Source organism: Kitasatospora sp. NPDC127111 (genome assembly GCF_042677465.1).
Taxonomy (GTDB): domain Bacteria; phylum Actinomycetota; class Actinomycetes; order Streptomycetales; family Streptomycetaceae; genus Kitasatospora.
Map to the genome: position 1 here is coordinate 174,044 of NZ_JBHXTG010000003.1, position 17,941 is coordinate 191,984.

Sequence of the window (17,941 nt, forward strand, 5' to 3'; positions counted from 1 at the left end):
CGGGGAGTAGGGGGGTGGGCCCGCGGCCCGCTCAGGCGGCGGCGTTCGCGGCACCGCCCTGCGCCGGGACGGGCTCCGGCCGCGCGCCGCCCGGCGCGTCGGCGGGGGTCCCGCCGGCCGGCACCGGCTCGGCGCCGTGCGCGTCGACCAGCGTCCGCTCGTCGAACGGCAGCGCGCCCGCCAGCACCTGCCGGGCCCGCTCCCGGTCGAGCTCGCCGGTCCAGTGCCCGATCAGCACGGTGGCCACGGCGTTGCCCGCGAAGTTGGTGAGCGCCCGGGCCTCGGACATGAAGCGGTCGATGCCGACGATCAGGCCGACCCCGTCCACCAGCGCCGGCTTGTGCGACTGCAGACCGCCCGCCAGGGTGGCCAGCCCGGCGCCGGTGACGCCGGCCGCGCCCTTGCTGGCGATCACCATGAACACCAGCAGCGAGGCCTGCTCGCCCAGCGACATCGGCTTGTCCAGCGCCTCCGAGATGAAGATCGAGGCCATGGTCAGGTAGATCGCGGTGCCGTCGAGGTTGAAGCTGTAGCCGGTCGGCACGGTGATGCCGACGACCGGACGGCTGACGCCCAGGTGCTCCATCTTGGCGATCAGCCGCGGCAGCGCGCTCTCCGAGGAGGAGGTGGAGAGGATCAGCAGGAACTCGCGGCCGAGGTAGCGCAGCAGCGTGAACACGTTGACGCCCGCGACCAGCCGCAGCAGGGTGCCGAGCACGACGACCACGAAGAGCGCGCAGGTGACGTAGAAGCCGATCATGATGACGGCGAGGCTCTTCAGCGCGGCGGTGCCGGTCGCGCCGACCACCGCGGCCATGGCCCCGAAGGCGCCGACCGGCGCCACCCACATGATCATCGACATGACCCGGAACACCAGTCGCTGGACGTGCTCGATCCCGCGCAGCACGGGCGTGCCCGCCGCGCCCATGGCCTGCAGCGCGAACCCGGCCAGCAGGGAGACCAGCAGGGTCTGCAGCACCTTGCCCTCGGTGAGGGCCGAGAGCATGGTGGTCGGGATCATCCCGAGCAGGAAGTCGGTGGTGGACTGGGCGGCGCCCGCGGCGGCCTGGGCGTGGCCGGACTTGGCCAGGGCGGCGGTCAGGTGCAGGCCGCCGCCGGGCTCCAGCAGGTTGCCGACGGCCAGGCCGATGGCCAGCGCCACCGTCGACATGGTGAGGAAGTAGCCGAGCGCGAGGCCGCCGACCCTGCCGACCTTGGCCGCCTTGGTCACCGAGCCGATGCCGAGCACGATGGTGCAGAAGATCACCGGGCTGATCATCATCTTGATCAGGTTGACGAAGCCGGTCCCGACCGGCTTCAGCTCCACCGCGAACTTCGGCGCCACCAGGCCGACCACGACGCCGGCGAGCACGGCGACGATCACCGCGAGATAGAGGTAGTGGGTCCGGTCCTTCGGTCTGACCCCCGCCTGCGGTCCTGCTCCGGTGATCGACATCTGCGGCTCCTTCGCCCTGCAGTCCTGGCGGCCCCGGGTGGTGGGCCGATCCGACTATGGCGGCGCGCCGTGACGGAGGTCACGTTTGCGTTCATAGAGTTCACGCGGACCCGCCCGGCGACGGGCACCCGGACAGCGGGCGGCGGGATGCCGGACGGCGGTCCGCCGGGCCCCTGGACGCCGGGCGGCGGTGGTGCACACTGTCAGACATGTCCCCGCGCACACCCCCCGCACCGCCGTGGCCGTCGAGGTCCCGGCCGGTGCCGGGTGCGCCGCGCCGGCTGGTGCGCAGCCTCGCCGGGCAGCTCTTCGTCGTCCAGGTGGTCATCGTCGCCGCCGTGGTGGCGGGCGGGGCCGTGCTGGCGTACCTGTTCACCGCCGGCCGCACCGAGGACGCGGCCCGCCGCCAGGTGACCGCCGTCGCCCGCTCGGTCGCCGACTCGCCGTCCGTCCGGGCCGCCGTCACCGGGCCGGACCCGACCGCCGTCCTGCAGCCCTACGCGGAGCAGGTGCGGGTGGACACCGGGGTCTCGTTCATCACGGTGATGGACACCGCCGGGGTCCGCTGGACCCACCCGCTGCCCGAGCAGATCGGCAAGCCCTACCTCGGCCACATCGACTGGGCGCTCGCCGGGCAGACCCGCAGCGAGACGTACACCGGCACGCTCGGCCCCTCGGTGCGGGTGGTCACCCCGGTGCTGGACGAGCGGCACCGGGTGGTCGCCCTGGTCAGCGCGGGCATCACGCTGCAGTCCATCTCCGCCCAGCTGCGCGGGCCGCTGCTGGCCCTGGTCGGCGTCGCGGTGGCCGCGCTGGCGGTCGGCGGGTTCGGCACCTACCTCGCCAACTCCCGGCTGCGGCGGCACACCCACGGCATGGGCCCGGCCGAACTCAGCCACCTCTACGAGTACCACCAGGCCACCCTGCACTCGGTGCGCGAGGGTCTGGTGCTGCTCGACCGCCGCCACCGGGTGGTGCTGTGCAACGACGCCGCCCGCGAACTCCTCGGGCTGACCGGCGAGTTGGAGGGCCGTCCGGTCGACGGGCTGGGTCTGCCGGAGGCGCTGGTGGCCGCGGTGCTCGGATCCGAACCGGTCCGGGACGAGGTCCACCTCACCGCCGAGCGGGTCGTGGTGCTCAACACCTCCACCATCGGCACCGGCCTCGGTCGCGTCCTCACCCTCCGCGACCACACCGAACTCCAGTCGCTGAGCGGCGAGTTGGACTCCGTCCGGGGATTCACCGACGCACTCGGCGCCCAGGCGCACGAGGCCGCCAACCGGCTGCACGCCGTCGTCTCGCTGATCGAACTCGGCCGCCACGAGGAGGCGGTGGAGTTCGCCACCGCCGAACTCGCCCTCGCCCAGCGGCTCACCGACCGCGTCGTCGCCGCCGTCAGCGAACCGGTCCTGGCCGCCCTGCTGCTCGGCAAGGCGGCCCAGGCCGCCGAGCGGGGCGTGGAACTGACGCTCACCGAGGACAGCAGGATCGACGACGGGGTGCTGCCGCCCGGCCTCTCCGCCCGCGACCTGATCACCGTCCTCGGCAACCTCGTCGACAACGCCGTGGACGCCGCGATCGCCGGCGCCGCCACGTACCCCGGCCCGCCCGAGGTGACCGTCACCGCCCGGATCGACACCACCGCGCGGGACGGCGAACACCTGCTGCTGCGGGTCGCCGACACCGGCACCGGGATCGACCCGGCGGCCGTGGACGACGTGTTCCGGCGCGGCTGGAGCACCAAGCAGGACGGCCGCGGGCACGGACTCGGGCTCGCCCTCGTCGCCCAGACCGCCCGGCGCAACGGCGGCAGCGTCGAGGTCGGCCGGGACCGCGGCGCCGTGCTCACCGTCCGGCTGCCGCTCGCCGCGGTGCCCCGGCGGCGCGAGGCGGTGGCACCGTGACCCGGCCCGAGATCACGGTCCTGGTGGTCGAGGACGACCCGGTGGCCGCCGCCGCCCACACCCTGTACGTCGAACGGGAACCCGGGTTCCGCGCCGTCGGCACCGTGCACAGCTGCGCGGACGCTCTGCGCTTCCTGGACCGGGCCCGCGCCGCCGGCCGGCCCGTCGACCTCACGCTGCTCGACCTCTACCTGCCGGACGGGCACGGCCTCCAGCTCTGCGGCACCCTGCGCGCGGCCGGCCACGCCACCGACGTCATCGCGGTCACCTCCGCCCGCGACCTCGCGATGGTCCGCCAGGCCGTCTCGGCGGGGGTCGTCCAGTACCTGCTGAAGCCGTTCAGCGCGGCCGCCCTGCACGACCGGCTGGAGCGGTACGCCCGCTACCGCGACACCCTCGCCCGCACCGGCGAGGCCACCGGCCAGGACGAGGTCGACCAGGCGCTCGCCCTGCTGCGCACCCCCGAACGCACCGCCCTCCCCAAGGGGCTGAGCGCGCCCACGCTGGACACGCTCGCCACCGTCCTGCGCGAGGCCCGCTCCGGCCTGTCGGCGGCCGCCGCCGGCGCCGCCGCCGGGGTCTCCCGGATCACCGCCCGCCGCTACCTCGAACACCTCGTCGACACCGGGCTCGCCGCCCGCGAGCCGCAGTACGGCAACGTCGGCCGCCCGGAGCTCTGCTACCGCTGGACGGGCGGCGGGGGAGGCCGGTAGCCCGCACGGGTCCGCCAGGCGGGTCGGCCGGGCCCGCCGGGTAGGGCGGCCGGGCGGGGTGGGCGGCGGGGGCCGCCGGGTAAGGGCGGCCGGGTCGTTGGCGGTCGGGGTCAGGCGCCGGTGCGGGTCGCCCGGGCGAGGTACCGCTCGTCGGTGTCCGTGTAGGCGTCCAGGTGCCAGCCGGTGGCGGTGAGGAGCGGCCGGAGGTTGGGCTCGGCGCGGAGGTCGTCCGGCGTGAGGGGGCGGCCGTGGCGGGCGGCGAGGGCGGCGCGTCCGATCGGGTGGTAGAGGGCGAGCGTGCCGCCGGGGCGGGTGACGCGGGCGAGTTCGCGCAGCGCGCGGGCCGGATCGGGGAGGTGTGAGACCAGGCCGGCGGCGAAGACCGCGTCCAGTACGGCGTCCGGGAGCGGGAGGCGGGCGCAGTCGGCGAGCAGCAGGGTCGCGGCGCCGGCGTGGCGGGTGGCCGCCTCGTGCAGCATCTCGGGGGTGACGTCGGCGCCGAACACCCGGCCGTCGGGGCCGACCGCGGCGCGCAGCAGGGGCAGTGCGCGGCCGGTGCCGCAGCCGGCGTCGAGCACGGTGTCGCCCGGGCGCAGGCCGAGTCCGGCGATCGCGGCGGCGTAGCGCGGGCCGTCGTCGGGGAAGCGGGCGTCCCAGCCGGCGGCGCGGACGGCGAAGAACGCGCGGGTGCGGGCGAGTTCGGCCTCGTACGAGGAGGGGGTCGCAGTCCCGTGCGAGGAGTCGGGGCTCCCGTGCGAGGAGCCGGGGGTCTCGTGCGAGGAGTCGGCGGGGGACTCCTGCGGGGGAGGGCCGGGGGTCTCGTGCGAGGAGTCAGCGGGAGTGGAGGGCGACATGCGGTGAGGGTAGCGCGCGGGCCGTAACCTCCGGCCGGGTCGCTCGTTGGGGAATCGGGCTCCCTGTCACCCGCACGAGTGGTTCTTGCCGCCCGGGGCGTATCCGACCAGGTCAAGGCAGTAAAGTTAGGCTTACCTAACTTATCGGGAGTATGCCTTGACGCTCGCCGCCGTGCCCGCAACCGGGTCCGCCGCTCTGCCCACCCAGGCCCCGACCAAGGGCCGGAGTCAGGCCCCGAGTCAGGCCCAGACCCAGGGCCCGGCCGGCGAGGCCATCCTGCGCCGTCAGCGCGTCCGCGAGTCCGCCGCCCGCACCTACGCCCGCTCGTTCCCGATCGTCCCCGTGCGGGCCAACGGCATGACCGTCGAAGGCGCCGACGGCCGCCGGTACCTGGACTGCCTCTCCGGCGCCGGCACCCTCGCCCTCGGCCACAACCACCCGGTCGTCCTGGAGGCGATCCGCCGCACCCTGGACAGCGGCGCCCCGCTCCACCTGCTGGACCTCGCCACCGCCGAGAAGGACGACTTCACCACCGCCCTGTTCGAGAGCCTGCCGCGGGACTTCGCCGAACAGGCCCGGGTGCACTTCTGCGGCCCCGCCGGGACGGACGCCGTCGAGGCCGCCCTCAAGCTGATGCAGACCGCCACCGGCCGCTCCGGCGCCCTCGCCTTCACCGGCGGCTACCACGGCATGACCGCCGGCGCCCTCGCGCTCACCGGCAACGTCGCCGTCAAGGAGCCGCTGCCGGGCGGCGGCGAGGTCGTCCGGCTGCCCTACCCGTACGGCTACCGCTGCCCGTTCGGCGTCGGCGGCGAAGCGGGCACCGAACTCGCCGCCACCTACGCCGAGCGCCTGCTCGACGACCCCTCCGGTGGCGTCGTCCGGCCCGCCGCGATGGTCCTGGAGGCCGTCCAGGGCGAGGGCGGCGTCGTCCCCGCGCCCGACGACTGGCTGCGCGCGATGCGCCGGATCACCGCCGAGCGCGGCATCCCGCTGATCGTCGACGAGGTGCAGACCGGGGTCGGCCGCACCGGCGCGATGTGGGCGGTCGAGCACAGCGGGATCCTCCCCGACGCGATGGTGCTCTCCAAGGCGATCGGCGGCAGCCTGCCGCTCGCCGTCGTGGTCTACCGCGCCGAGTACGACGGCTGGCTGCCCGGCGCGCACACCGGCACGTTCCGCGGCAACACCCTCGCCATGGCGGCCGGCGCCGCCACCCTCCGCCACGTCGCCGCGCACGGACTGGCCGAACGCGCCGCGGTCGTCGGCGCCCGGATGACCGAGCGGCTGCGCGCGCTGGCCGGCGAACTCCCCGTGATCGGCGACGTCCGCGGGCGCGGGCTGATGATCGGCGTCGAACTCGTCGACCCGGAGGCCGAACCGGACGCCTGCGGGGCCCGCCCGGCCGCGCCCGGGTTCGCCGTCCGGGTCCGCGAGGCCTGCCTCGCCCGCGGGCTGATCGTCGAACTCGGCGGCCGGCACGACGCGGTGCTGCGGCTGCTCCCGCCGCTCACCATCACCGACGAGCAGGCCGACGCCGTGCTCGACCGGCTCGCCCACGCCATCGCCGCGGCGGCCGCCGGGGAGGGCGCCGGTTCGGCCGCGGGCTCGGCTGCGGGTTCGGCCGGTGGTCCGGCCGCGGGCTCGGCCGCCGGTTCGGCTGCGGGGGAGGGCCGGTGAGCGGGGGCGGCGGGCCGGACGGGCCCGGCTCGCCGGGCAGACCCGGCGGCCCCGGCGACCCCGGTGGGCCGGACGACCTCGGCATGCCCGCCGACCCGGACCTGCCCGACGACCCCGCCGCCCCGCCCGACGCGCTCTCCGGCGGGGTGAACGGCCCGGCCGCACTCGGCCCGCTGCTGGCCACCGTGCTCGACGCGCTCGACGCCGGCGCGACGCGCCGCGGCGGCCCGCTGCCCGCCGGACACCCGGACGCGCTCGCCGCCCGGGTCGCCGACCGGCTGGCCGGCGCACACGGCCCGCAGGCGCTCGCCGTGCTGACCGAACTGCTCGCCCACGGCGCCGCCGACCCCGCCGACCCGGCCTGCGCCGCCCACCTGCACTGCCCGCCGCTCGCCGTCGCGGCCGCCGCCGACCTCGCCGTCAGCGCGCTCAACCCCTCCCAGGACTCCTGGGACCAGGCCCCCGCCGCGACCGCGCTGGAGACCGCGCTGCTCGCCGAACTCGCCGCCCTGGTCGGCTACGACCCCGCCCGGGCGGCCGGGGTGCTCACCTCCGGCGGCACCGAGTCCAACCTGATGGGCCTGATGCTGGCCCGCGACCAGAAGCTCGACGGCATCGTCGAGCTGGACGGCCTGCCGGCCGGCGTCACGCCCCGGATCATCGCCTCACAGGCCGCCCACTTCTCCGTCCAGCGCGCCGCCGCCCTGCTCGGCCTCGGCGAGCGCGCCGTCGTCCCCGTCCCGGTCGACCGCGACCTGCGGATGGACCCCACCGCCCTGGAACGCGCCCTCGCCGAGACCGCCTGGGCCGGGCACACCCCCATCGCCGTCGTCGCCACCGCCGGCACCACCGACACCGGCGCGATCGACCCCCTGCACACCGCCGCCGACCTCGCCGCCCGCCACGGCGCCTGGCTGCACGTCGACGCCGCCTACGGGGGCGGCGCGCTGCTCTCCGACCGGCTCGCCCCGCTCCTGGACGGCATCGCCCGCGCCGACTCCGTCTCCCTCGACTGGCACAAACTCGGCTGGCAGCCCGCCGCGGCCGGCGTCTTCCTGGTCCGCCGCGCCGAAACCTACGTCTCGCTCGCCCGCCGCGCCGAGTACCTCAACCCGGCCGACGACGAACAGGCCGGCTACCCCAGCCTGTTGGGCCAGTCGCTGCGCACCACCCGGCGGGCCGACGCCTTCAAGATCGCCGTCACCCTGCGCACCCTCGGCCGCGCCGGACTCGGCCGACTGGTCGACGCCTGCCACCGGCTCGCCCTGGACGCCGCCGAAGCCGTCCGCGCCGAACCCGAACTCGAGCTGTACACGGAACCCGTCCTCACCACCGTGCTCTTCCGCTACCGCCCGCCCGGCGAACACGACCGGGCCGTACTCGACGCGGTCAACGCCGAACTGCGCCGGACCCTGCTGCGCACCGGCCGCGCCGTCGTCGGCCGGACCGAACTGCCCGGCGAGGGCCCGGGCCGGGTCCGCCTGAAGCTGACGCTGCTCAACCCGCACACCACCGCGGCCCAGGTCGGCGCCCTGCTGCACGTCATCGTCCGGACCGGTCGGGAAACCCGCCCGGCCTAGCCGGCTCCACCGTCGGCTCCACCGGCTCCACCGGCTCCACCGCTCCGACCGGCCGAGCCGGGGGCCGCGGGGCCGGTGGAAGCCGGAGTCCGGGGTCGCGCGCATTCCAAAACAAAGCCTTTTCCCCGCAGGGATGTTGGAGGAAGCCACACTGGCGTGGCATGCTGTCCGGGGGATATTCGGCCGCCCTCGGAAAGCCTCCGTGGACATACCTTTCCGCAGGAGTACAGGCCGATTTCAGCCGCCCGGTGACCATATTCCGCCAACCCCCCGGCAGGACTTGCGGAGATCCCGAAGAGCGGCGGTAACTTCATGTGGCCGCCTCCCCACCAAGAGCGAACGACTCCCCCGGGGCAGGCCGCCTGACCAGGCGCGTGCCATCCGCGTGCGGCGGTCCCACCCCCTACAGCCGGGTGAACTCCGCCTACCCGCCATGCACTTCTGTGAATCCCGGTAAACCGCGGGCGCCACGTGAGCCAAATCCTTTGACCGATCCTGTGAAGCGGAGGCAGGGCATGCGCGAAACCCTCCCGGACGAAAGCGCCGTCACCATCGATCCGGCCGCATACGAGGCACTGCCGTTCTCCGACCGCTGCGGCGAGATCTGGCAGCGCGGCGAGCACCTGCTCATCGGTGTCAGCCCGGGAAACAGCTATTTCAGTCATCGCCGAATAACCGAACTCGTGGGGTGGGGGCTGGAGTTCTTCGAACGGATCGACATCGTCCACGCCGACCTGCACGTCGAGGCCCAGTTCGAGGCCTTCGGCTACACCGCCGAGCACGCCCGGCGCCGGGCCGCCAAGGAGGTCAAGACGACCGCCCGGCGGATCGCCCGCGGCGTCGAGGAGGCCGGCGGTCCCGACGGCGTCCGGGCGCACGCCCTCTCCGACTTCGCCGGCCACCCCGCGTACCAGCGGCTGCACCGGCAGACCGTCGACGCGCTGCGCACCGACCGCGTGTTCCGCGAGGCCGCCGAGGGCATGGCGCGCGGCTTCCTGGCCGCCCGGATGGACGAGGGCCTGGCCCCGAACGAACCCCAACTCGCCGCCGGACTCCGGTACATCGCCGCCGAGCTGCCGTTCTTCCTGGACACCCCGGCGCTGCTCGGCGTGCCCTCCTCGGTGAGCTGCTACCACCTCCAACTGCCGCTCACCCCGGTCCTGTTCGGGCGCGACGAGGGCCTCCGGGCGGCGCCCGGCCAGGGATACGCGGTGGTCCGCCCGGCCGCCCCGACCGGGCCCCTCCCGGCCGCCGTCATGCAGCCGGCCCGCGCCGCCTGAGCGCGGCCGCGCCCCCTCGTCCCCGCCCTTTCCGCCCCCTTCCCGTCCCTCTTCCCGTCCCTCCTCCGTTCACCTGGAGCACAGCCATGACCGACCTCACCTTCCCGCTCTCCCGCAGGGGCGACGTACTGCCCGAGGAGGCGAACCGGCTGCGCGAGGAGCAGCCCGTCGCCCGGGTCCGGACCATGACCGGCGACCCCGCCTGGCTGGTCAGCAGCTACGAACTGGCCAAGCAGGTCCTGGAGGACGAGCGGTTCAGCCTCAAGGACACCGCCAACCCCGGCGTGCCCCGCCAGTACGCGCTGACCATCCCGCCGGAGGTGGTCAACAACATGGGCAACATCAACAGCGCCGGCCTGCGCAACGCCGTCATGAAGACCCTCTCGCCGCGCGCGGACAAGGAGTTGGACGGCTGGCTGCAGGCCGAGGCACACCGGCTGATCGACGCGCTGGTGGACCAGGGCGCCCCCGGTGAACTGCGCGACGGCTTCACCGACCCCTACTCCGCCGCCCTGCACTGCCGACTGCTCGGCATCCCCACCGACGACTGGCGCCGGCTGATGTCGGGCATCGACGTCGCCTTCCTCACCAGCCCGGTGCCGTTCGAGGGCTCGACGCCCAACTGGTACAAGGACCTCGGCTACATGCTGGACCGGCTCAACGCCGACCCGGAGCCCAAGGACGGCCTGCTCGGCCGGTTCGCCGAACTGCGCCGCTCGCCCGACGTCTCGGACCGGGTGGACGACGAACTGCTGGCCACCGTCGCGCTGTCGCTGTTCGGCGCGGGGGCCGTGTCGACCTCCTCGTTCCTGCTGCACGCGATCATCTACCTGGCGCAGCAGCCCGAACTGGCCGAGCGGCTGCGGCGGGAGCGGGAGCTGATCGGCCGCGCGGTGGACGAGCTGCTCCGGGTCAACCTGTCGATCGGTGACGCGCTGCCCCGGATCGCCATGGCGGACGTGCGGCTCGGCGAGGTCGAGGTGAAGGAGGGCGAACTGGTGCTGGTGCTGGTCGAGGGCGCCAACTACGACCCGGCGGTGTTCCCGGACCCGGCGAAGATCGACTTCGACCGGGTCCACAACCCGCACCTGGCCTTCGGCGCCGGCCGCCACTTCTGCCCGGCCTCGGCGCTCGGCCGCACCCACGCGGAGATCGCGCTCACGGCCCTGGTCGAGCGGCTGCCCGGCCTGCGGCTCGCCCTTCCGGTCGAGCAGCTGGCCTGGCGGCCGGGGTTCATCAAGCGGCTGCCGGAGCGGCTGCCGGTCGTCTGGTGACGCGGGGGGCGCGGGCGGGGTGTGGGCGAGGTGGGAGCGGCGGGTGATCCGGCGGCCGGGCGGGTGGCCCGGCGTCAGGGGCCGAGCAGGATGTCCCGGATGCGCTCCCAGCTCTCCGGGTCGGCGGCGACCAGCAGGCCGTCCTCGCCGCCCGGCGCCTCCGGCCGGTAGGGGGAGCCGTCCAGCCGGGCGGAGACGCCGCCGGCCTCGCTGACCAGCAGCGAGCCGGGGGCGTGGTCCCAGGGCAGAGTGCGCCAGTAGAGGATGAAGTCGAGGGCGCCCTCGGTGATGTCCGGGTACTCGATCCCGGCGGCGTGCCGCCCGGGGGTGATCTCGCCGAAGGCGGTCGTGTTGGTCTCCAGCAGCCGGCGGTGCTCCGGGTCCAGGAAGCGGCTCTTGACCGAGCCGCGCCACTTCGCGGGCTCGCCGACCAGGGGCGCCCGGGTGAGCTGGTGGCCGTTGCGCCAGGCGCCGGCGCCCAGTTCGGCGGTGTAGCAGGTGGCGGTGGCGGGCTGCCAGATCCACGAGGCCACGGTCTGGCCGGAGCGCACCAGGGAGGCCATCACGGCGTACTCGGGGCGGCCGGCGATGAAGTTGGACGTGCCGTCCACCGGGTCGACCAGCCAGACGGCGGGCTCGGAGTGCAGCGCCCGCGCGAGCCCGGGGTCGGCGGCGACGGCCTCCTCGCCGACCACGGGGACGGGCAGCAGCTCGCGCAGCCGTCGCTCGATGATCAGCTCGGCCTCGCGGTCGGCTATGGTCACCACCTCGCCGGGGGCCTTCTCCATGACCTCCCCGGCGGCCAGCGCCCGGAACCGCGGCTCCACCGCCTCGGCCGCCGCCTCGGCGAGGATCTCCGCCACCCTGTCCATCAGCACCTGCGCGCTCCCTTCGCTGGATACCACTCTCGCACGCCTGTGCGGGCGTGACCTGCGCGAGGCCCCTCGGCCGGCCTCCGGCGGGGGAGCGGGGCGGCGGAGGACGGCTGACAACTTTCAAACGACAACTTTCAGCGAACAGATTTCAACATCTGTTCGCTGAAAGTTGTTCGCTGTCATCTGTCATCACTCGCCCAGGTAGTGGAACCCCGGGCGGGGGTGCATCAGGAAGTCGTGGTGCGAGATGTTCCACCCGTACGCGCCGGCCATCGCGAAGAGCACCCGGTCGGCCGTCCGGAGGCCCGCCGCGGCCCCGGCGGCCCGGGCGAGGACGTCCTTCGGGGTGCACAGCTGCCCGGCCAGGGTGGCGCGCCCGGTGGTGACCGCGGGGCGCGGCCACGGGTGCGGCCAGGCGTCGACCGGCAGCACGCCGAACGGCTGGTCGTGGCCCCGGGTGGCCGGGGTGCGCAGGTGGTGGGTGCCGCCGCGGAGCACGGCGAAGTCCTCGCCGTGGCTCCGCTTCACGTCCAGCACCTCGGTGGCGTACCAGCCGCAGTAGGCGGTGAGCGCGCGGCCCGGCTCGATCCGCAGTACCGGGCCGGGGTGGCGGTCGAGCAGCTCGGCCAGACCCTTGCCGAAGGCCGTCCAGTCGAAGCGCGCGGCCGGGTCCGCGTAGTCGACGGCCATGCCGCCGCCCACGTTGACCTCGTCCAGCGCGAACCCGTGCCGCTCCGCCAGCCGGACCGCCCAGCCCACGACCTGCTCGGCGACGGCCAGATGCTCCGCCGCCGCCAGCCCGCTCGCCAGGTGGGCGTGCACGCCGCGCAGCCGCAGCCGGCCGCGGAGCGGGCCGAACGGGCCGAGCGGGTCGGTGAGCAGCCGGACGCAGGCCTCGGCGCGGTCCGGGTCGAGGCCGAACGGGGTCGGGCGGCCGCCCATGGCGAGGGCCACCGTGTCCAACGCGCCCGCGCCCACCGGCAGGTTGACCCGCAACAGCACGTCCACCGAGGCCTCCGGCCGCTGGTCGGTGAGGACGGCGGTGAGCCGGTGCAGCTCCTGCTCGCTCTCGACGTGCCAGCGGTGCACCCCCGCGTCGACCGCGGCCAGGATCTCGGCAGGCGTCTTGCCCGGCCCGCCGAAGGCCAGCGGCGCGCCCGGCACGGCCGCCCGGACGTGCGCCAACTCGCCGCCGCTGGACACCTCGTAGCCGTCGACCGCACCCCGCAGCGCCGTCAGCAGCGGAGCGTCGGGGTTGGCCTTGGCGGCGTAGTACAGCTCGACCCGCTCGGGCAGCGCGGCCCGGACGGCGGCGGCGTGCGCGCGCAGCGCCGCGAGGTCGTGGACGAAGGCGGGCAGCGCGTCCGGCGCCAGCCCGGCGACGTGCCGGCGGACGGCGTCGGTGGTCCACGAATCCGCGGTGGCGGTGTGGTCGGTCATCGGGCACTCCAGGCGGGCGTGCGCGCACCCCGGGCCGGCAGCTGCGCGGCCTCCGCGAGGACGGTGCGGGCGAGCGGGGACGGCAGCCGGACGTAGCCGGCCTCGCGGTCGGGCCGGCGCTTCCAGCGGGTCAGCAGGTTGGCCTTGGCGGGCAGCGGCACACCGGCCAGCAGGGCGCGCAGCCGGGGCGGGCGGCCGTGCGCGGCGGCGTACTCCTCCAGGACGCGCCGGACGGCCTCCCAGAGCGCGCCCTCCGCCTCCGGGTGGCGGTCGGCGAGGGCGGCGAGCAGTTCGGCGACGTGGTTGACCAGCAGGCAGTAGACGACGCGGTCCCAGCCGCGCTCGGCGTCGTAGGCCATCGGGCCGGCCACCTCGGGCGGCAGGGCGGCGAGCAGGGCGGCGTTCCGCTCCGGGACGAGCTTGGTGCCCTCGAGGTCGCGGAAGAGCACCTGGGCGGGCCGGCCGTCCGCGCCGACGCCGATCAGCACGTTCTGCAGGTGCGGCTCCAGCACCACGCCGTGGTCGAAGTAGGCGGCGAGCACCGGCGGCACGAGCAGTCGCAGGTAGGCGGCCCACCAGTCGAGCGCGTCCCGCACCCCGGCGTCCGGTCCGAGCAGCGCGGAGACGTGCGCCGAGCTGGTCGGGTGCTCGTCGGCGACGGCGGCGGCCAGCAGCGGGGTGACGCCGGGGCGCAGCAGGTCCGCGAAGCCCTCCCGGACGATGAGGCCGAAGCCCTCGTAGAGCGCGCGGTCCGGGCGGCCGTCCGCGCCGGGCAGGGCGAGGGTGCGGTAGGCGGGTTCGCGCAGCACCGCGGCGTCGGGGAAGCGTCCGGCGAGGTCGGTGAGCGCGGGGCCGAGCAGCCTGGTCAGTGCGACGGCGCCGGTCAGCTCGTAGGCGGCGTTCTTGCGCAGGCAGTTGGTGATCCGCACGTTGAGGCTGAACTTGAGGAACGCGCCGGCGCCGTGCAGGGTGCGGACCGAGGCGGTGGCGGCGAACGGCGCGCCGCCGGGGCCGAGGTCGAGGACGTCCCCGCGCTCCAGCGCACCGCGCAACAGCGGGTGGTCGGCGAGGAGTTGGTACTGCCAGGGGTGGGCGGGCAGCAGTCGGTGGCCGGCCGGCACCTCGCGCAGCCCGTCGAGCAGGGCGGTCGCCGCCGGGTCGGTGGCGGCCTCGGCGATCAGCTCGCGCCGCACGGCCAGGTGCCGCAGCTGGAACGCCGCCCGTGACTCGGGCGCGTACGCCCGCCAGTCGCCGCGTTCGGCGGAGCGGGACTTGGGCGCGGGGTGGAACCGGTGGCCGAAGAGCAGGGCCTGCTCGGACTCCAGGTAGCGGTCGCTCCCCGCCCCGGGGCGGTGCTCCAGCCCGGCGGCGACGCCCTGGTGACTGGACGCCACCTGGTCCAGGAACTCCTCGTTGACCGTTCCGGTGCGCAGCTCCAGCTCGTCCTGGACGTAGCCGGCCAGCTCGCGCCAGTCCAGCGCGTGCCAGCCGTCGGCCTGTTCCCGCTCGACCGGGCCGGTGAACCGGTGTGCGCCGAGCAGCGAGGTGCGGCGCAGGGCGACCCGGAGCAGGACGCCGCGCCGGGGGAGGCGGAGCAGCAGGCGGCCGTCGGTGACGGCGGTCTGGTGCTCGGGCGCGGATACCTCGCGCAGCACGCAGTTGAGCAGGGTGTGGGCCACGGCCTGGTCGGCGGTGGGCAGTTCGGGCCGCTCGGCGAGTTCGGTCGCTTCGGGCAGTTCGTGGATCATCGGGGACTCCAACGCTTGCGGGGCGGGAGGGTGAGTGCGGCGGCCGCGGCGGCGGCCAGCCCGGCGGCGACGGTACCGGCCAGCACGGGGGCGGCGGCGCCGAAGCGGGCGTTGGCCAGCGCCGCGACGGCGCCGGCGGCCACGGCGCCGCCCTTGGAGACAAACTCGAGGGTGCCGAACATCCGGCCCGGTGCCCGGCCCCGGGCGGCCTCGGCGGCCAGCACGGAGAGGCAGACCAGGCCGAGCGTGAGCCCGGCGCCGAGCAGCAGCCGGACGGCGACGAACGCGGGCAGCGAGTCGGTGACGGCGTGCCCGGCCAGGCCGAGCGCGACGAGGCCGAAGCCGAGCGCGATGCCGGTGTGCGGGCGGGCGAGGAAGGCGGTGTGGGTGCGGGCGGCGAACGCCAGGTAGCACAGGTGCGGCAGGGCGAACAGCGCGCCGGTGGTGGTGCCGGAGACGCCGGGCAGCCGGTCCTGCGCGAGGGATATCAGGTAGGGGAAGGAGATCACGGTCGCGAAGACGAAGGCGAATTCGAGGGCGTACAGCACCGCGAGCGGCGCCCGTCCGCCCGGTGCGGCCCCGGCGGCGGGCCTCGCACCGCAGCCCGGCCCGGAGCCCCGGGCGTCACCCCGGTCGTCGCCCAGACCCTCGGCGAGGCCCTCACCCAGTCCCTCGCCGAGGCCGTCAGCCGGGCCCTCACCCGGGCCCGCTGCCCGGGCCGGCGGCCGCGCCGGTTCCGGCAGCAGCGACAGCAGCGCGGCGGCGGCCAGCGGCAGGACGGCCATCAGCAGGTACTGCCGGTGCGGGTCGATCCACGGGGACAGCGCCCCGACCAGGACCGGCGCGGCGACCAGGGCGGCCCGGGCGCTGCCCTGCATCAGGGTGAGCGCCCGCGAGAGCCGCGGGCCTTCGAGCGCGGCGGCCAGGTAGCCGTTGGTGGCGGCGAAGGTGCCGCCGAGGAAGCCCTGGAGGACGAGCGCGAGGGTGAACGCGGGCAGGTCGTCGGCGGCCCCGGCCAGCAGGAACGAGACGGTGAGCCCGAGTTGGGCGCGCAGCAGCAGCCGCTTGCGGCCGAACCGGTCGGCGAGCCGCCCCCAGAGCGGGGCACCGAGGGCGCTGAACACCGTCGGCACGATGTAGAGCACGCCGGCCCACCGGCCCTGCGGGTCGCCGAGCGCGGGCAGGATCGCCGTCAGGTACGGCGGCAGGCCGAGCGCCGCGAAGGAGGCGACGAAGTAGCAGGCCGCCACCGCGTGCACCTGGCGGCGGCCGAGGCCGCGGGGGTGGCTGGTGCCGCTGCCGGAGTGCGGCGCCAGCGCGTCGACCGTCACCGGGGGTCCGCCTGCAGCGGGAACGCCCGCGGCAGCAGGTAGTTGGGGCCGTCGGTGTAGTGCTTGTTGATGTCCGTGGCGCCGGAGCGCTGCTTGCTCAGCAGGGTGCCGGCGGTGACCATCGCCTTGACCGGCAGCCGTTCGGCGTCCAGCAGGGCGGTGCGCAGCGGTTCGCCGGCCGGGCCGAGCCGGTCGAGGGCCTCGGCCAGCCGCTTGCGCAGCAGGGTCAGCAGTTCGCCGAGTCCGGCGCGTCCGTGGGCGGCGAGACCGAAGGCCAGGGAGCCGGTGCAGAGGTGGCCGGTGATGGTGGTGAACAGGTCGGTGAGCGGCCGGTCGGTGTCCCCGAACATCCGCGCGTGATCGTCGAACTCGGCCGGGTCTGGGGCGAGTTCTCCGAGGGCGGCGGCCAGGCGGGGGCCGTGGATCCGGGGGCCGTCGTTGTCCTTGTACAGCAGCCGCAGCCTGGTTCCGCCGTCGGCGGCTCCGGCGGCGTCCAGGACCAGCGAGGTGTTCTGCTGGTGCGATTCGAGGGCGATGCCGTAGCGGAAGAGCGTGGTCTGCCAGTCGAGCAGCAGGGTGAGGAAGGCGTCGTAGAGAGCGACCGGGTCGCCGTCGTAGAAGCGGTCCGCGAGGTGGTCGACGACCAGTCGGCCGCCGGGCGCGGGGGCCAGCAGCGACGCGAGGGGGACGGTCACGGCGTCGTCGAGCCCGGCGGGGTAGCGGCGCAGCAGGGCGGCCAGCAGTTCGTGGCCGGTTTCCGTGTAGCACTGCTCGTCGGCGTGCAGGATCGTCGCGGCGAACCGCGGTTCGAGGCCGATGACGGTCTCCAGCAGGCGCTGGCCGGCCGCGCCGTCGGGCAGCACGCCGGGCTTGATGGTGCGGCGGTTCTTCAGGCCCAGCGTGGCGGTGGCCAGCGGCAGCTTCAGGTGGCAGGCGGGGTCGTCGGCGACGGCGACGGTGCGCATGGACAGGGTCGGCAGGACGGTCAGGTACGGCCGGTCGGCGAGCACCGCCCGCCCGGTCAGGCCGAGGGCGGCCAGTGCCTCGTCGAGCGGTGCGCCGACGGAGAGCGGGTGGACGGGGAGGGTGTGCCAGTCGCCGGGGAGGTCGAGGCCGAGCCACGCCGGGGTGGGCCACCAGCTGGGCGGCGGGTCGCCCGCCCGGCGCACGGCGTCGGCCGGCACGGCGAGCCAGCGGAGCTCGAAGGCCGGGTGGAACTCCGGTGCGAAAGCGCGTAGTTGCGGCTCGGTGAGTCCGGAGCGCCCGCGCGCGGTCGGGTAGACGGGGTGGTCGAGGTGGGCGGCGAGGGTGTCCTGGCCGAGGGAGGCGCCGAGGCCCGTCCAGTACGCGGGGTCGGCGCCGTACAGGTCGGTGAGCGCGGTGTGCACCTCGTCGCGGACCCGGTCGTGCAGTTCCATGGTGGCGAGGGTCTGCCGGCACTCCTCGGCGAACGCGATCCAGCCGTCCCGGTCCTCGGCGTCGGCGAGTCCGGCGAGCGTGGCCAGGACGGCGTCGAGGTCGGTGAGTTGGGCGCCGTGGTACTCGAGCAGCGGCAGCCGGGCGGCGTACTCGCTCTGGAAGCCGTCCTCGGCGACGGGCAGCGCGAGTCCGGCCCCGGCCAGGACCAGCCAGCGGCCGTCGGCCCGCTCCTCGACGGCGCCGCGGCCGCGCAGGCCGAGCACGTCCTCACGCAGCAGCGCGGAGAGCACCCGGAGCGTCAACTGCCCCGCCGTGTCGACGGGGTCCGTGGCGTCCACGGCGCGCATGGCGTTCACGGCGCGTACGGCGTTCATGGCGTGCGTGGT

The 17,941-nt window shown here is 75.4% G+C and carries 13 protein-coding genes; 6 read left to right on the forward strand and 7 right to left on the reverse strand.

What is annotated here, in order from left to right:
• Positions 1-31: 31 nt before the first annotated feature.
• The gene (locus ACFVHB_RS03875) at positions 32-1,456 is read right to left on the reverse strand and encodes a cation:dicarboxylate symporter family transporter (protein ID WP_380314651.1); all 1,425 of its coding nucleotides are present in this window, start codon (positions 1,454-1,456) and stop codon (positions 32-34) included.
• Positions 1,457-1,665: 209 nt separating this feature from the next.
• Here ACFVHB_RS03875 and ACFVHB_RS03880 point away from each other — a divergent pair, with 209 nt between their 5' ends.
• Positions 1,666-3,360 (forward strand): ATP-binding protein, encoded by a 1,695-nt coding sequence (locus ACFVHB_RS03880; RefSeq protein WP_380314652.1) that lies wholly within the window; start codon positions 1,666-1,668, stop codon positions 3,358-3,360.
• Positions 3,357-4,073, forward strand: a complete 717-nt coding sequence (locus ACFVHB_RS03885) for a response regulator (protein WP_380314653.1) — start codon at positions 3,357-3,359, stop codon at positions 4,071-4,073. The genes ACFVHB_RS03880 and ACFVHB_RS03885 overlap by 4 nt, the downstream gene beginning before the upstream one ends.
• Before the next feature lie 110 nt (positions 4,074-4,183).
• Here ACFVHB_RS03885 and ACFVHB_RS03890 read toward each other — a convergent pair whose 3' ends face one another.
• Positions 4,184-4,927 carry a class I SAM-dependent methyltransferase gene (locus tag ACFVHB_RS03890; RefSeq protein WP_380314654.1) on the reverse strand — a complete coding sequence of 248 codons (744 nt, stop codon included), beginning with the start codon at positions 4,925-4,927 and terminating at the stop codon, positions 4,184-4,186.
• Positions 4,928-5,099: 172 nt separating this feature from the next.
• On the opposite strand from ACFVHB_RS03890, the gene ACFVHB_RS03895 reads away from it, so the two are divergent.
• From ACFVHB_RS03895 to ACFVHB_RS03910, 4 genes are all read left to right on the forward strand, one after another.
• Positions 5,100-6,608 carry a diaminobutyrate--2-oxoglutarate transaminase gene (locus ACFVHB_RS03895; protein WP_380314655.1) on the forward strand — a complete coding sequence of 503 codons (1,509 nt, stop codon included), beginning with the start codon at positions 5,100-5,102 and terminating at the stop codon, positions 6,606-6,608.
• An 83-nt stretch (positions 6,609-6,691) separates the two neighbouring features.
• Positions 6,692-8,188, forward strand: a complete 1,497-nt coding sequence (locus tag ACFVHB_RS03900; protein WP_380314656.1) for a pyridoxal phosphate-dependent decarboxylase family protein — start codon at positions 6,692-6,694, stop codon at positions 8,186-8,188.
• Positions 8,189-8,703: 515 nt separating this feature from the next.
• Entirely contained in the window at positions 8,704-9,468 is a 765-nt protein-coding gene (locus tag ACFVHB_RS03905; RefSeq protein WP_380314657.1) for a tRNA-dependent cyclodipeptide synthase, read from the forward strand.
• Between the two features lie 86 nt (positions 9,469-9,554).
• Complete coding sequence (locus tag ACFVHB_RS03910) at positions 9,555-10,742, forward strand: cytochrome P450 (RefSeq protein WP_380314658.1); 1,188 nt, start codon at positions 9,555-9,557, stop codon at positions 10,740-10,742.
• Between the two features lie 74 nt (positions 10,743-10,816).
• Here the strand turns inward: ACFVHB_RS03910 and ACFVHB_RS03915 are convergent, their stop codons facing one another.
• The 5 genes from ACFVHB_RS03915 to ACFVHB_RS03935 all read right to left on the reverse strand — a co-directional run bounded on the left by ACFVHB_RS03915 (position 10,817) and on the right by ACFVHB_RS03935 (position 17,902).
• Positions 10,817-11,614, reverse strand: coding sequence for an inositol monophosphatase family protein (locus ACFVHB_RS03915; RefSeq protein WP_380314748.1), 798 nt, complete (start codon positions 11,612-11,614; stop codon positions 10,817-10,819).
• Between the two features lie 192 nt (positions 11,615-11,806).
• Positions 11,807-13,057: a type III PLP-dependent enzyme gene (locus ACFVHB_RS03920; protein ID WP_380314659.1), complete on the reverse strand. Its 1,251-nt coding sequence runs from the start codon at positions 13,055-13,057 to the stop codon at positions 11,807-11,809.
• A complete protein-coding gene (locus ACFVHB_RS03925; protein ID WP_380314660.1) occupies positions 13,054-14,805 on the reverse strand; it encodes an IucA/IucC family protein in 1,752 nt (583 codons plus the stop codon). The genes ACFVHB_RS03920 and ACFVHB_RS03925 overlap by 4 nt, the downstream gene beginning before the upstream one ends.
• Entirely contained in the window at positions 14,802-16,136 is a 1,335-nt protein-coding gene (locus tag ACFVHB_RS03930) for an MFS transporter (RefSeq protein ID WP_380314661.1), read from the reverse strand. Before ACFVHB_RS03930 ends, ACFVHB_RS03925 begins: the two co-directional genes overlap by 4 nt.
• Positions 16,133-17,902, reverse strand: coding sequence for an IucA/IucC family protein (locus tag ACFVHB_RS03935; protein ID WP_380314751.1), 1,770 nt, complete (start codon positions 17,900-17,902; stop codon positions 16,133-16,135). The genes ACFVHB_RS03930 and ACFVHB_RS03935 overlap by 4 nt, the downstream gene beginning before the upstream one ends.
• Positions 17,903-17,941: the final 39 nt, after the last annotated feature.